The 13,573-nt window shown below is 42.5% G+C and carries 15 protein-coding genes; 6 read left to right on the top strand and 9 right to left on the bottom strand.

The window, feature by feature from the left end:
* Nucleotides 1-66: 66 nt before the first annotated feature.
* Both AB4507_RS15250 and AB4507_RS15245 read right to left on the bottom strand, forming a co-directional pair.
* Complete coding sequence (locus tag AB4507_RS15250; RefSeq protein ID WP_017061899.1) at nucleotides 67-606, bottom strand: DUF3332 domain-containing protein; 540 nt, start codon at nucleotides 604-606, stop codon at nucleotides 67-69.
* Nucleotides 607-831: 225 nt separating this feature from the next.
* A complete protein-coding gene (locus AB4507_RS15245; RefSeq protein ID WP_170962358.1) occupies nucleotides 832-993 on the bottom strand; it encodes a hypothetical protein in 162 nt (53 codons plus the stop codon).
* A 265-nt stretch (nucleotides 994-1,258) separates the two neighbouring features.
* On the opposite strand from AB4507_RS15245, the gene AB4507_RS15240 reads away from it, so the two are divergent.
* Nucleotides 1,259-1,852: a hypothetical protein gene (locus AB4507_RS15240; RefSeq protein ID WP_017061898.1), complete on the top strand. Its 594-nt coding sequence runs from the start codon at nucleotides 1,259-1,261 to the stop codon at nucleotides 1,850-1,852.
* Nucleotides 1,853-2,082: 230 nt separating this feature from the next.
* Here AB4507_RS15240 and AB4507_RS15235 read toward each other — a convergent pair whose 3' ends face one another.
* Nucleotides 2,083-2,292 carry a hypothetical protein gene (locus AB4507_RS15235; protein WP_004731601.1) on the bottom strand — a complete coding sequence of 70 codons (210 nt, stop codon included), beginning with the start codon at nucleotides 2,290-2,292 and terminating at the stop codon, nucleotides 2,083-2,085.
* A 928-nt stretch (nucleotides 2,293-3,220) separates the two neighbouring features.
* Between AB4507_RS15235 and AB4507_RS15230 the strand changes: the two genes are divergently transcribed.
* The 4 genes from AB4507_RS15230 to AB4507_RS15215 all read left to right on the top strand — a co-directional run bounded on the left by AB4507_RS15230 (nucleotide 3,221) and on the right by AB4507_RS15215 (nucleotide 6,927).
* Nucleotides 3,221-4,153, top strand: a complete 933-nt coding sequence (locus AB4507_RS15230; protein WP_017061897.1) for a siderophore ABC transporter substrate-binding protein — start codon at nucleotides 3,221-3,223, stop codon at nucleotides 4,151-4,153.
* Between the two features lie 100 nt (nucleotides 4,154-4,253).
* Entirely contained in the window at nucleotides 4,254-5,207 is a 954-nt protein-coding gene (locus AB4507_RS15225) for an ABC transporter permease (RefSeq protein ID WP_017061896.1), read from the top strand.
* Nucleotides 5,200-6,150: an iron chelate uptake ABC transporter family permease subunit gene (locus AB4507_RS15220; protein ID WP_136978264.1), complete on the top strand. Its 951-nt coding sequence runs from the start codon at nucleotides 5,200-5,202 to the stop codon at nucleotides 6,148-6,150. The genes AB4507_RS15225 and AB4507_RS15220 overlap by 8 nt, the downstream gene beginning before the upstream one ends.
* Before the next feature lie 12 nt (nucleotides 6,151-6,162).
* The gene (locus AB4507_RS15215; RefSeq protein WP_280588899.1) at nucleotides 6,163-6,927 is read left to right on the top strand and encodes an ABC transporter ATP-binding protein; all 765 of its coding nucleotides are present in this window, start codon (nucleotides 6,163-6,165) and stop codon (nucleotides 6,925-6,927) included.
* Nucleotides 6,928-7,136: 209 nt separating this feature from the next.
* Here the strand turns inward: AB4507_RS15215 and AB4507_RS15210 are convergent, their stop codons facing one another.
* From AB4507_RS15210 to AB4507_RS15185, 6 genes are all read right to left on the bottom strand, one after another.
* Nucleotides 7,137-7,955 (bottom strand): ETEC_3214 domain-containing protein, encoded by an 819-nt coding sequence (locus tag AB4507_RS15210; RefSeq protein ID WP_017101530.1) that lies wholly within the window; start codon nucleotides 7,953-7,955, stop codon nucleotides 7,137-7,139.
* A 9-nt stretch (nucleotides 7,956-7,964) separates the two neighbouring features.
* The gene (locus AB4507_RS15205; protein ID WP_017101531.1) at nucleotides 7,965-8,417 is read right to left on the bottom strand and encodes a hypothetical protein; all 453 of its coding nucleotides are present in this window, start codon (nucleotides 8,415-8,417) and stop codon (nucleotides 7,965-7,967) included.
* A gap of 9 nt (nucleotides 8,418-8,426) precedes the next feature.
* Complete coding sequence (locus AB4507_RS15200; RefSeq protein WP_372182904.1) at nucleotides 8,427-9,650, bottom strand: murein transglycosylase domain-containing protein; 1,224 nt, start codon at nucleotides 9,648-9,650, stop codon at nucleotides 8,427-8,429.
* A 21-nt stretch (nucleotides 9,651-9,671) separates the two neighbouring features.
* The gene (locus AB4507_RS15195; RefSeq protein ID WP_372138380.1) at nucleotides 9,672-10,646 is read right to left on the bottom strand and encodes an LPP20 family lipoprotein; all 975 of its coding nucleotides are present in this window, start codon (nucleotides 10,644-10,646) and stop codon (nucleotides 9,672-9,674) included.
* On the bottom strand, nucleotides 10,646-11,293 hold the full coding sequence (locus AB4507_RS15190) for a hypothetical protein (RefSeq protein ID WP_372138382.1): 648 nt from the start codon (nucleotides 11,291-11,293) through the stop codon (nucleotides 10,646-10,648). The genes AB4507_RS15195 and AB4507_RS15190 overlap by 1 nt, the downstream gene beginning before the upstream one ends.
* 84 nt (nucleotides 11,294-11,377) lie before the next feature.
* Nucleotides 11,378-13,186: a caspase domain-containing protein gene (locus tag AB4507_RS15185; protein ID WP_372182903.1), complete on the bottom strand. Its 1,809-nt coding sequence runs from the start codon at nucleotides 13,184-13,186 to the stop codon at nucleotides 11,378-11,380.
* 249 nt (nucleotides 13,187-13,435) lie between these two features.
* Here AB4507_RS15185 and AB4507_RS15180 point away from each other — a divergent pair, with 249 nt between their 5' ends.
* A complete protein-coding gene (locus tag AB4507_RS15180) occupies nucleotides 13,436-13,570 on the top strand; it encodes a hypothetical protein (protein ID WP_017101536.1) in 135 nt (44 codons plus the stop codon).
* Nucleotides 13,571-13,573: the final 3 nt, after the last annotated feature.

Below are 13,573 nucleotides of genomic sequence, written 5' to 3'. Positions count from 1 at the left end.
CCTCCTCCTACTCGATTATGAGCTCAAAAGTCTCTTTAAGTTTGAACTCTGTGTGGGCGATGAACCTTAAGCTTCAGTGCCTTGAATCTTCTCTAATTCAGCGATAGTTGTTTGCGATACAAGCTGACCATCCATGTAATAGGTAACGTTTTGACCGTCTTTGATGCCCGTTAGAGTCGCTGTTTCACCAGATGTATAGACGATGTCCATTTGAATCGTGTTTTCGTCGATCTTAATCATCTCACCCGTTTCAATGGTGCGATTGTTAGAAATTGGGCCGACAGGGGCTTCTTTCAGGCTTGGGTCCAGCTCATCGTTCACTTTGAAGTGCGTGTCTGTTTTTGTATCAAATACGTGTGGTGAACCGCTGATAGGGTTTTTACCTGTCCAGAATTCAAGTGAGTTGAATACCACATAGTCTGCTGCGGTAGTAATACCGTATACAGGCGCTAATAAGAAGTTTACACCTGCACGGGCATAGCGGTTATCGACAACTTCAACGTTAAATTTCATCACTTTCCCTGTTACGGCGTTGCTGCCGATACAACCAGTTAGCGCAGAAGCCAAAACCGTTAGTCCTACAATTTTAAGTGCAATCTTTTTCATTTTAGTACCTGTATAAGTTAGAAGTCTGTTTCGTTGGAACAGGTGTAGTATGGTTTTTATTCGATGGTCAGTTTTACCATTTAGCGCCACTGACGATATAAAATGCACTCGGACTTTTGGCATCAAGCTAGGTATAAAACTGGGCACAAAAAAAGCGCGACCTAATAGGGCGCGCTTTGGGGTATTTAGATAAGTCGTAATGAAAACAACGACTCCCATATAGAATTACTTCATCACGTAGGTATAAGCCGATACGACAAGCCAGCGGAAAAATCGAAATAAAAGGGTAGTGGCTTTAAAGGCAAACTTGGCAATGGATACCATTGCTTCTGAACCAATGCTCACGCACTTATGCAAATCGGATTCTTTGTATTCTGAATAGGTCATCTGTTTTCTCATTTCTCGCGCTTGTCTTTCATATGTAAGTAACGACTCCTGTCTGGCGATATCCCCTGAGCGCGTAATGTACGAACTTTCGCCGATAGAGATTTACCATTTTATGCCAAGTGGGTTAATAACTAGCCAAAAGAGAAAGGGCTGAGAGAATTTAACGGCATAGCGAGGTGTAACTGATCAAGTTACCGAAAAAACGAGGGTAATAATGGTATGATCGCGGGCTCAGCACCATAAGTGATAAAGAATAGGAAACAGAATGACTCACCTTACCGAACAGCAAGAAGCTGCAATGGCGACGTTTAAAGAAAACTTACACCTTCCAAATGGTGGTTTTCATAAACTGATTATCGAGCTAAGTAAGGAGTATCAGCTGCCTTTCCAAAAGGTGCGTGCGGTTTTAAAGAAAGCTCAAAAAGATGTTGAACGACAAATACGAGAAGATTTTACCAGCGTTGATGACACAGTACTGAGCCAAGCGAATTGGGTAAACATCATTAAGTCGAAGCTTGTTGACTTAGCGGAAGAAAACCAAACGGTCATGGATAAGCTGCAACAAAACCTGAAGTATCAAAAAGTGTTGTCGGCAACCGAGGGTTCAATCGCAAGCGAAGACGAACGTGACGAGTTGATTGAAGAGTTGATTCAAGCTTATGAGAAAGAGGTGTTCAAACCGTTACTGGCGATGTTGCATACAACGAAGCTGTATTGGAAGTTAATGCTGGTGGATGAGACATGTAAGATGAATGAGGAGAATCGTGAGAAGTTCAGTGATTACCCTCAACACATGCAAGCTGCAGAACACTTATATACTCTTGATCAGAAGTTAAGGTCGATGCCGTTAACTTATTAGTCCATGAATGCACTGATAATGACTCAATGGTGATTTAGAGTTTGATATAAGTTGGTTTCAATAGAAGTACGATAACCTAGCTAGCGTTAGCCGCGTGTGAAATGCAAAAAGGGCTAGGTTTCAGATCTGTTTTACTTCTACTCTATTTTGTTCTGCTAGAGCGAATTGAGGGTGACATCTTTTACATCTTTGGGACTAGATGGTGTTTCTTTTGTAGCCTTTGGGAAATGCTATAGGAGTGTGAAATGTCCTAGGGTGTTTCCGTTGCCTGAAACGATAGTTCCGATGCTTTCTCGTTCATTAAATTCAAAGTCGATGAGATAGCTGTGATGTTGTAGCTTGGGCAATATGTGGCGGTGGAGTATATCGCTATTGAGCTGTCGAATCTCGGTGACCCATGAAATCTCTTCTTTGTGTAAATCTATTTTAATCTTGAGCATTTATTACCTTTTAGTTTATTGACTGTTTTTTCGCGTGATAGTTGATACCAATGGGTTTGTCGTGTTGTTCTGCGTGACATAACTGTGCCTTGTGTTTATTACATTTGTATTTAAGTGCTCGATCTATTCTGACTTCGCTGACAAAAGAGCAAATGACGATAGATCGGTAGTAGGATCGAATTTAAAAGCTATTGAATGACTATCTGGGTGAAAGCTGACGCAGAGATGGTGTAACGAGGGAATCGAGAACTGTCTATGTGGAACTTGGACTTACTTTAGCATTAACAGCTCTATAGATTAGAGCCAGGTGGCGAACTATACGCCTAGTTTTCAAAATTACAACCCTATTTTCAATTAAATTCAAAAATATTTTTGGGTGATTTACCATCGGTTACTGAAGGTTAAATGAGCGAAGGTCAGGGATTTGATCATGATATCTGACTGAGTCTTGGCTTTTCAGCTGTTCGTATTCGTTGTCATTAGTGGGTTTAATTGATCAGCTAATTTGGTGATGATTAAGTCTCTGTTGTATATGATCTTTACATTGTAAATTACAATCCATGATTTTGGGGTTCAGCGTTGTAATTACAGGGTTTTTGGGTGCTTTCCCCATCTGTTTTTTTCTTCAGGTTGATGAGTATTTTCCTCTTCGCGTCTTTTTGATATTTCTGATTCCTAATACCTCTCCTGACTACGCAAAATATGAATACTCACTTTTACGTTTCTGAATAATAAAGTTGTTGTATCGCCAATTTAGTGCAAATATAATTGATAATAGTTCTCACTTGCGTTACAAGTTTGTTGTCAATCCAATGACAGACTTTAAATTATCGTTATTTAGCAGTTGTGTACGCCCCATGCTCGTCTATGAGTAATGTGACTTTCATTGTCATGAGTGGTGGTTTGTATCAATGGCAAAGGAAGAAACATGAAGAAAACAATCAATTCAGTTCGCCAGTTATTGAGCGGGCTTGCCATCGTTCTAGCATCATCATTCATGATGACCGCGCATGCGGAAACCGTCACCATTGAGCATGTGAAAGGCACAGCGCAGTTTACTGAAGTACCACAGCGAGTGGTGGTTCTAGGCCACGGTAGCTTAGACGTGCTCGATAAAATTGGTGTACAGCCAGTTGGCGCGCCTCATAGCTTGCTGCCTGATTACCTAGCTTCGTACAAAGATACGACGGCAAATACAGGCTCTTTAAGCGAACCTGATTTTGAAGCTATCTACATGTTGAAGCCTGACATCATCATCGCGGAAAACCGCATGCTTAAGGTTTACGACAAACTGGCACAAATTGCTCCTACTGTCATGTTTTCTATTGAAGGCGACAAGTACTGGGCTGATGCTCAGCAAAACTGGCGTGTGCTAGGCGACATCTTTGGTAAGCAAGCTGAAGTCGAAGCGATCATTAAAGAGACTCAAGCTTCTATCACAGCGGTAAACGACAAAGTAGCGTCTGACGAAACTTCAGCAATGATGCTAATGAACAACGGCAACAACATTGCGATGTTCAACAAAGGCAGCCGTTTCTCTATCATCTTTGATGACTTTGGTTTCGTGGAATCAAAGAGTGCAACCGTGGCTCCGATTAAAGGAACACACGGCAACCTAATCTCTTTTGAATACATAGCTGATGCAAAACCTGAAGTGCTTTACGTGCTTGACCGCGAAAAAGCGATTGGTAAATCAGAAGGACGCGCACAACAACTGTTTGATAACCCACTGGTTGCGGCAACACCTGCAGCGCAGCACGGCAATATCGTTTACCTTGATTCAAGTGCTTGGTATTTGGCTGGTGGCGGTGTGACAGCGATTCATAGAATGCTTAGTGACATTGAACGTACGATTCAATAGTTACTAACCATCAGATTTTCGGGCTTATAAGAGTGTTCTTATAAGCCCTTTTTCACTTTTTTATACGGGCTACCCGAGACCTATCTTTAGTATTATTCCTATGTTGAAACCCATTGCAGCTGCTGTATTTCTTGTTGTGTTATGCGTTGCGTCATTGATGATTGGAGTCGCTGAAATCAGTTTTAGTGACTTCTTCAATGGCAACCAACACGCCAATTCTATTTATATTGTTAGTCGGATTCCTCGACTACTCGCGATCGTGCTTGCCGGAGCGGGATTGAGTGTTTCTGGCTTGATCATGCAGCAAATCGTACAGAACAAGTTTGCCGCGCCTTCGACGATGGGCACCATTGACTGTGCGATGTTGGGTTACATTGTCGGCATTCTAGTGCTAGGCAATGCTGCGCAATGGAGCTACTTAGGCTTTATCTTCGCGTTTGCAGTGTTTGGCACCATGCTATTGGTTCGCTTCCTACAACACCTCAAGTTTAAGAACGCGGTATTGGTGCCTTTGATTGGCATTATGTATGGCAACGTTGTTTCGTCTCTAACAACCTTTATTGCTTATAAGTACGACTTAGTACAAACCATGTCGGCATGGACTATGGCGAACTTTGCGAGCGTGTTGCAGGGCAGCTATGAAATCCTTTATCTCGCGGTGCCTGCTTGTGTATTGGCTTACTATTTCGCGAGCCAGTTCAGTGCGGCGAGCATCGGTGAGAGCTTCGCGAAAAACATCGGTTTGAATTATCAGAAGATCGTCTTCATTGGTGTTGCGTTAGTGGCTATCAGTGCCTCCTCTGTGGTGATGATCGTTGGTGTTATCCCATTCCTTGGCCTTATCGTGCCGAATATCGTGTCTCTGATGATGGGCGATAACATGAAGAAGATTCTGCCTTGGACTGCCTACTGGGGGGTGATCTTGGTGTTGGCTTGTGACCTGCTAGCTCGAATCGTCATCTTCCCTTATGAGATTCCAATCTCGATGGTAATCAGCATCTTTGGTGGCATGATTTTTATTTACCTAATCATGAGAGACAAGTCGAATGCGTGATTCAGTAAAAATTGCGATTCTGGCTATCGCGTCTTTGGGTATGACAGCGCTATTCATCGGGCAGGGGCTGACGTGGGATAACTACGAGTTCTTCTTGTCTCTGCGCCTACCAAAATTGCTGTCGATTGTGTTGGCGGCGGTAGCGATCTCGGCGTCGTCATTGGTTTTCCAAACCATTACTAATAACCGAATTCTAACCCCATCCATCTTGGGCTTTGACAGCTTGTATATGCTGGTACAAACGGTACTTCTGTTTGTGTTTGGCAGTGCTAGCTTCTGGGTGATTGACTCGATCGCAAACTTTTCGATGTCTGTGACTGTGATGATCTTGTTCTCGTTTGCTCTGTTCCATTTCTACTTTAAGAGCAAGCGAAACAACGTATTCACACTGCTGTTGATAGGCATCGTATGTGGCAGCGTATTCTCGAGTTTGTCTAACTTCTTGGCGATGTTGATTGACCCGAACGAGTTCGCGGTGCTGCAGAATGTGATGTTCGCAAGTTTCAATAACGTGAAAGGCGAGTTGGTTTACCTCAGCCTTATTCCTTTGGGTTTGAGCTTGCTTGGCCTTTGGTTGTTAGCGCCTAAGCTTGATGTACTTTGGCTTGGTGTTGATAACGCGACAAGCCTGGGTGTGAACACCAAGCGATTGACTCAGATTACCTTGGTGATTGTGTCAGTGATGGTCGCGGTGTCTACGGCTCTGGTTGGCCCTGTGCTGTTCTTTGGCTTGATCACCGTAAGCTTAGCTCGCCAGATATTCCGATCTTATCAGCATCGTGTGCTTATCATCGCAAGCAGCTTACTAGCGATCGTGCTATTGGTTTCTGGCCAATGGTTTATCGAAAAAGTGATGGCGTTTGAAACCACTGTGAGTGTGATTATTAACTTGGTCGGCGGTTTGTATTTTATGTTCTTGTTGTTACGCACCAGAATTCAGTAAAGGTAGTAAGTAGTGATTAAATTAACAGGTTTAAGTAAGAAGTATGGCAAGTCACTCGTGGTTGATGATGCCAGTGCTATGTTCCCGAAAGGCGAAGTGACTTCTATCATTGGCCCAAATGGTGCGGGTAAAAGTACACTGCTTTCAATGGCGAGCCGCTTAACAGACAGCGACGCGGGTGAAGTGGTCATTGGCGATAAGTTACTGGCTGAGTGGGATACCAAAGAGCTAGCGAAGCACCTTGCCGTGTTAAGACAATCAAATAACATCAACATGCGATTTACGATTCGTGAATTGGTCTGTTTTGGTCGTTTCCCACACTCTCAAGGTCGCTTGAAAGACGAAGATCATAAGATCGTCGATACAGCACTAGAACACCTTGGCATTACTGACATCCAAAACAAATACCTTGATGAGTTGAGTGGCGGTCAGCGTCAAATGGCGTTTATCGCGATGGTTGTGGCGCAAGATACGGATTATGTGTTCTTAGATGAGCCACTGAACAATCTTGATATTAAACACTCGGTCGAAATTATGCAGACGTTGCGTCGTTTAGCGCATGAGTTCAATAAAGCGGTCGTTATCGTGATTCATGACATCAACTTCGCTTCTTGTTACTCAGATAACATTGTCGCGATGAAGAGGGGCCAAGTGGTTAAGTCGGGCAAGGTCTCTGAAGTGGTTGAAAAGTCAGTGATGGAGTCGATCTACGAGATCCCATTTGAGATTCGTGAGTTCGATGGTGTTCGAATCTGTATGTATTATTCAGGTCGTTAGGTTGCTGGTTCTCTAGCCTGCTTAAATCCCTAGTTACCGAAATGAGAAGAGCTCCTACACTATGAGGAGCTCTTTTTTTCTCTATGTATAGCTGATTTTTAAGACTTGCTCAGTTTTAGCAAACTCAATGAGTTCATCAATGTACGTAGAGCTAACCGAATCAGATATACACATTACTGGATACCGATTATCAATGACCAACGCTGCTGTTAATCAGTGATCAATTCATATTCAAGTTTGGTAAGAATTGCAGGGGCAAGTGATTCTAAATCGACCGTCGTATACCCATAAAAGTTTGGCCTGATTTCACTACGTAGTTTAGTTAGAGAATCTTTTGTATTCTCTTCCATCATCAATTTGTCATTAAAATCAGCGAGTAACTTGAGTTGTTGCGCAGAGAGAGGGGATAGGTATTCGCTGTAACCACCGACAGAGCTGTATAACAGTTCATAGCGACCACCTTCTGCTTCTTCAATGTAATAATTCCCTGAACGCGCAATATTGGATATGGCAGCATGTTCTGTTGTCGAGTTAACGAAGTTGGTTTCCAAATAAGTGGCGCTGCCTGCGTGGTAGTTCACATCAGCGACAAACCCCGGTTTAGGGAAAATGAGAAAAGCATCTATTGTGTCGTTGGATGTTATTGCAGAAAGAATAAACTTACTGTCTTTGTAGTATTTTATCTGTACCTCACCATTCGACATCTTGGTATAAACCGGAGAGCCAAATGTCTCTTCTAAAATGCCACTGGAAGCACGAATATAGACTTTAGAAAGGCGCTCGTTAGATGGAGCATCTGAAAAGTTAGAAATTAAGAGGTCCCAACCTTTGCTTCCCATATCAATAGCATCGTTGAACTGACCACCTGCGATGATCAGCGCAATGATGGCAAGGATAGAGTTTGGTGTCTTCTCTCTCATTATTTCAAGAAAATCTTTTTGATCTTCATTGGGAGCTTGTTGAGTTAAAGACACGTCTTCTTCTGGTGCTGTTTTATCAACAGATGAAGGTAGAGCTTGTTCTGACATGATAAAACCTTATTCAGCAACAACTTGAGGTGCTCGTGCAACCACACGGGTACATAAATATTCTTCGACATCTTTTTCTACAGAAACGCTTTCTGTTACCCAGGTAAACTTCATTAGCTGGTTGGTTAGTTGTTTTGTGGTCGATTTAGCGGTTACGGTTGTAGTCACAACATTGTCTTTACGATCGGCTGTTACAATCTTCTTTTTCTCCGAGGTTCGATTTGTATCGAGCTCTTTTTGCACCATGGCTTCGAGAGACGCAGCTAGCGATGCTCTCGCCTCCATTGAAGCGATGTCCATATCAAGCGTCATGTCTCCCATACTTTCAACACAAGCAACGCCTGCGATTAAGCCTTCAGGCAAATCAAATTGTGGGTTCATGCGCCAACTAGGAAATTCGGAGTTAGCGGCTGCTTGAAATGACAATGTAGTAATTGCAGCGATAATTAGAGTCTTTTTCATGTTTTATCCTTAAATCATATTCTTTTCGTAATTAACTTCTGCTTTACTTACTTTTTTCAAGTAGTTACGAGTTTCCGCAGCAGAATGCTTTCGTTGGATAGTTTGGAATACTTGTTGTGGTTCAAGCTGGTTAATATTCTTGATTGCAACTGAGCGTTTGCCACCGAAAATATGATAGATTGGCCCCATGCCTCCGTTGTAAGCCGCTGTTATGCAGTACTTTAAGCTCTCTTCATTGGTAACGCCTTTGAAGTAGCGAGAGCGCAGTAAGTGCAAATAAGCGGTACCGACCTCAATGTTTTTTTCGGGGTCGAATAAGTATTCTTTATTCAGTAACTGTTGTTCACCAAATAGGAAGTTTGTCGCATCTAATCCTGCGGAACTTGGGACAATTTGCATCAGGCCAAAGGCAGGAACATGTGAGGTTGCTGTAGGATCGAAAGCGCTTTCTGTTTTGATGATAGACAGTATAAATTCAGGCTCAAGTTTGTATTTTTCTGCGTAAACTTCAACGGTATCAAAAAAGCGTTGTTCTTTACGATTAAGCCAACTTGGCGGAAAAGAAATAACGGCTTTGAGAACGGTATTGCCTTTACTGTCTTTGGCTTTGGTCACGGCCACATTTTCAAGAGCTTTGTCTAACTCTTGAGCCTGAACCTTTGGTGTTTCGGAAACGGGTAAGAATGTCTTATCACTGAGTTTCTCAACATTTGTTGCTTCAATCAGTTCAGAGGTATAAGCATCGGCTTGTTGGGCTTCGCCAATGGTCAGCTGAGATGTACGCACGATCTCTTCTTTGAGTTCTTCTACTGAGGTTGTTTCACCTGTAATAGTGGTGACTTGAATCGTATTTTTCTCGAAGTTAACTTCACGCTTTATTTGTAGAGAGGGGCTGTAGCTGACCCACTTAAATTGGTCGCTAAAGGTAGGATTATCCCAAGATTCTGAAACTTTGGTTTTAAACTTATCAAACTCTTGTTGAGCTTGTGCCACATATTGATCGAATTCGCAGTTCTTTTGTACTTTGTAAAGATCAAATTGGGCTTCACTGCAGAGTTTGTATTTTTCAAACTCATCTTTCGCTTCAAAAGGTTGATTGACAAAATGTTCGACGCTAGGGCAACTTTGTTCGGTAATTGAAAGTTCACACGCTTGCTGCAGCGTATCTGCAGACGCCCATCCACTAGAGATAAGTATCGCTAAAGGGGATAGCTGGCAAATTATTTTCTTCATATCTGTTCCTTGACCGAGGGGTTAACCTTTCTCTATCGAGAGTCGTTCCATGACAAAATCACAGTGCTCGAAATAGTTCAGGATCAACCCAAACCCTGGAGTGTCTGTTGATAAACGCGATTCATCCAATCGCTCAAATCGAGAGGTGTCTATTTTTGTAGGGCAGAGCAATGCGATATTGGTATCGTATGTCTCTTGTCCGTTGTTGAGCAGCGCTTCGATTCCGTCATACTGATTTCTATCTGGAAACTCGATAGAGGCGCCATCTGTGACTTGATGGTTTTCAACTAACACGCCGGTACTGCCATCTTCATAAACTTGAAACAAAGAGAGGTAACCCGCTTGATTTGAGTGGAGTTGAATAAAGTAATGGTCGCCAGCATTGAGTCGTCGCTTGGATGATTGAATATCTATACTTTCATCTGAATAGTTGAAAAATAGGTGGTTATACTTTGTTTCGGGTAGTATTAACTGGCCACTACTGCTAGAGAGCATCCAGCCCCCAGCAAACCGCTCGATATCTATATGCGGTAGGCATTGGTGTTGTTCCACCCAATTTTTTAGCATGGTCGTTGTTGACCAGTATGGGTGTAATTCACGGTGACATTGTGATTTCTTTAACCAAGCAGAGAGCTTTTGTGCAAATGACTCGGGGTCATATTGGACTTGAACATAAAACTGGTTTTGCGATTTTTCACTGTTGATAATGGTGACGTTGTTTCGGAAAACTACATTGGATATGGATTCTTTATGAGAAGCCGCAGATGTTTTCAACTCGCCATTTTCGAAGGTTTTAGTACTAGTGATCTTACTGACTATTTGGTTTTCAACACCTTTAGCCAGATCATGATAAGCCGCGTCTTTGGCTTGTTGGTAAGTGTTGCCTTTGCCGAACCCATAGCTCAAAGTTGAGTCCAATGGTACTTCCCCGTACCAAGACGGGGAAGCGAAAGCACAAGCACTCGACAGTGAGATGATTAGCGCTAGGATTTTCATTAGTCTTCCGGTTGTGGTACAGGAGCTGAACGAAGGCTCCAACTATCATAAGGTTCACCTTTTGAATCATATCTTACAATAGAGATCATTTGTCCAGATTGGGCTGCACTTATCAAATCGTCGCCCCTAGCAATCCCATAATTAAGCGCAGAAGCGTTTTTTAGTACTTCTTTGAATCCATCAGCGTTGGCAGCTAATTCATTGTTTTTGAGGGTTCCACTCATTACTTGACCGCCGGCAGAGCCACCACTACTGTACCCGTTTGCTGTTTGAATACTCCATATTTGGCGGCCATCCGCCCCAACAGATGGTCCATCTACATACCAACTGCGACCCTTACTATCAGAGTAATGTCCTGATATCAGTTGATTTGCACTTGCAAAAGCAACTGATTTTATTGAACTCATATTTTTGAATATCAGGTTGCCATTTTTATCTGCTGCGAATTCTGCGCTCATATCGAAAAATTGAGTTGTTCCTGTATCTTTGTTGGTTACCGGAACTCGCAGCATGGTGATTTGATTCCCTGCGCCTTGGAAGTGAGCTCCTTGGAACGCGATATCTAGATTCGAGTTTTCTACGTCTGCAGCGAAGGCTGTTGATGAGATTAGAAGAGCTGATGTTGCTAAAAGTGTTTTCTTAAACATGGATATAAGCCTTAATCAATGTTTCAAATAGGTTGTAAATTGAAATAGTTTTAAAAGTGGCATGATCTTAAAAGAGACCTGCTATTAAAGAGACATAGTCTGGTTACCGGTAATTGTTGGATGTTGACGTTTTAAATCCCCCATCTCAAAAGAGGCAGATTTCACTTTGTCGTAAACATCTTGATAAAGCGTATTCACATCTTTGTTTCCCTCGATCATTGACTTCATGAGGTAGTAGCTAAACAGGCGATGACCTTTTTCTTGGTACATATTGGAATACTCTTTATCGCGTCCCGCGGTGATCACGACCATACGTTCAGGATCAATGCTGACTTTTTTCGGTGCCAGTCTAGAAGCGGCAACCCCTTTGATGACTGATACACCATCAGTAGCTCCGCTGAAACAACTGTCTACCATAACGACTATCTTGCCTGCTTTGCTGCTAGACAGAGTTTTGTAGAGGTTATCGAGTTTGAAGAACTCATCGTCAGTTATGTAATCAGGGATCTTATCTTGTGGAAGAATGTAAGGATCATTATCGGGAATCGCAGGGATACCATGTCCACTGTAGTAGAAGTAAACCGTATCGCCTTCATCGACGTTGTCTAACATTAAACGTAACTTATCTTTAATCGCACCACTGGTTGCGTCACGGTCAATGAGTTCGTAGACGTGCCTTTCAGGAACCCCCAGAACTTTTGTCGCAACGTCAGACATAACTTCACCACTACTGCGCGCAAAGGCTACTTGATCTGAATTTGCGTAATCTTCGATAGATAGGTTGAAGAACCAGTTGGATGAGTTACTTTCCACAGGCACAAAGCCATTAAGTAGTTGCTTCAATTCATCAGAGGCAGTGTTGTCCGTTGCCGAGAGGCGTGAATCGACTTCAAACGCATCGATTAAGTTAGGGTTTTGCATCTCTAGCCCTGGAGTCTCGGCACTGCTTGGGCCACTGTTAATAACCACACTCAGAGCTTCGGGCTGATAATTACTTTTAGCCACATCCCCTGAGAACATTACGTCATTGTAGTTGCCTTTTATATTTACGAGCTCTAGTTGATTCTCGTCATAAGAGTAGGTGAGTGCGAGGTCAAGGTTATCGATATTGCTGAAGACATCACGCGCCTGCTCAAGAGGTACATTTAGAATAATGTCTCGCTGATAGTTTTGATTTGACGCTTTAAACAACAGGTGCATTTGCTGGTTTTCAGCATCATAACTCTTTGTTGTGACGACCGGCTTACCCATTACATCTCTAAAAGCCTTAGCAACGAGTCGAGTTTTTTGCACGCCCAAGTTGCCCTTTCGAGAGTCTGCCCCTTCTTGTAGGACTCGAATTTTGGCATTTCGAGCTTCTACTTGTTGACGGTATTTAAGTTGTATAGCGGCTATTTGTTGTTGTCGTTCTATTCGCAATTTTTCGACGCGTTGATCAAATTGAGTTTTGGTTTCAAATTGATCTTTGACGATTTCTGGCGCTTTGGGCAGATCAGGCTCTCGAACTGGTGGTGGAATGTCTGAGCTGCTCAATGTGGTGTGTTGTACTTCGTATAAAGAGGCGACAGCACCAACCAATGACATTGGGTCGTCAGATTGTATACATCCGATAGAACTCGTCATGTAATGTTGTTCGGTAGAGGACTCTTGTCCTGCAAATAGGTCAACATTATTGCTTGCTTTTTTTTGTCCGCCGCGAGTGATGACCTTGCCATTCAGCGAAATAGGAGCATCAACTTGCAGCTCACCGCCAAGCTGCCAAATATCAGGATTAGATGAACATATAGTTCCTTGTTTAGAGTGCGAAAATTCAAATTGATTGTCAGCGTTAGCAAAACTAAGAGTTGGTGCTAACGCAAATAGCATACCTGTGACAATTCTATTCCGTGTCATTAGATAAGTCTTCCGTATGGCCGTAGTGTCAGATGAGCTCAAGACCATATAATCTAGTTGAATATCACTCAATAGCGCATCAATCGCAATGAGATATAAGTCAACGTTTGTTTTGTTAAATGTGAGCAAGTTTTGGTTAATTTGGGAGGAGTGTTTCTTAATTTGCTTCTGTTTGAGAGGCTTAGGAGGGTATTGTTCTTACTTTTAGAGCTCAATTGATTCGCTTTATTTATAAATGGTGGTGTTCTCATGTTAAAAATTATTGCTCTTCTCTTAATCGCTATCGGCGTTTTTATTGGAATTCAATATGGTGATGAGATGGTTAGTCAATTGGATAGTGGTACTGAAACTGTTCTCAATACAATAGAAAAACTCAAAGGTTAAGGT

The organism is Vibrio sp. 10N.222.54.A3 (genome assembly GCF_041474095.1).
In the GTDB taxonomy this organism is placed as follows: Bacteria; Pseudomonadota; Gammaproteobacteria; order Enterobacterales; family Vibrionaceae; genus Vibrio; species Vibrio crassostreae_C.
This window is presented reverse-complemented; position numbering and strand designations above follow the sequence as displayed.

Bases quoted from the DNA above. Each gene is read 5' to 3' on its own strand.
- AB4507_RS15250 (WP_017061899.1), bottom strand. From the start codon at position 606: ATGAAAAAGATTGCACTTAAAATTGTAGGACTAACGGTTTTGGCTTCT.
- AB4507_RS15245 (WP_170962358.1), bottom strand. From the start codon at position 993: ATGACCTATTCAGAATACAAAGAATCCGATTTGCATAAGTGCGTGAGC.
- AB4507_RS15240 (WP_017061898.1), top strand. From the start codon at position 1,259: ATGACTCACCTTACCGAACAGCAAGAAGCTGCAATGGCGACGTTTAAA.
- AB4507_RS15235 (WP_004731601.1), bottom strand. From the start codon at position 2,292: ATGCTCAAGATTAAAATAGATTTACACAAAGAAGAGATTTCATGGGTC.
- AB4507_RS15230 (WP_017061897.1), top strand. From the start codon at position 3,221: ATGAAGAAAACAATCAATTCAGTTCGCCAGTTATTGAGCGGGCTTGCC.
- AB4507_RS15225 (WP_017061896.1), top strand. From the start codon at position 4,254: ATGTTGAAACCCATTGCAGCTGCTGTATTTCTTGTTGTGTTATGCGTT.
- AB4507_RS15220 (WP_136978264.1), top strand. From the start codon at position 5,200: ATGCGTGATTCAGTAAAAATTGCGATTCTGGCTATCGCGTCTTTGGGT.
- AB4507_RS15210 (WP_017101530.1), bottom strand. From the start codon at position 7,955: ATGTCAGAACAAGCTCTACCTTCATCTGTTGATAAAACAGCACCAGAA.
- AB4507_RS15205 (WP_017101531.1), bottom strand. From the start codon at position 8,417: ATGAAAAAGACTCTAATTATCGCTGCAATTACTACATTGTCATTTCAA.
- AB4507_RS15200 (WP_372182904.1), bottom strand. From the start codon at position 9,650: ATGAAGAAAATAATTTGCCAGCTATCCCCTTTAGCGATACTTATCTCT.
- AB4507_RS15195 (WP_372138380.1), bottom strand. From the start codon at position 10,646: ATGAAAATCCTAGCGCTAATCATCTCACTGTCGAGTGCTTGTGCTTTC.
- AB4507_RS15190 (WP_372138382.1), bottom strand. From the start codon at position 11,293: ATGTTTAAGAAAACACTTTTAGCAACATCAGCTCTTCTAATCTCATCA.
- AB4507_RS15185 (WP_372182903.1), bottom strand. From the start codon at position 13,186: ATGACACGGAATAGAATTGTCACAGGTATGCTATTTGCGTTAGCACCA.
- AB4507_RS15180 (WP_017101536.1), top strand. From the start codon at position 13,436: ATGTTAAAAATTATTGCTCTTCTCTTAATCGCTATCGGCGTTTTTATT.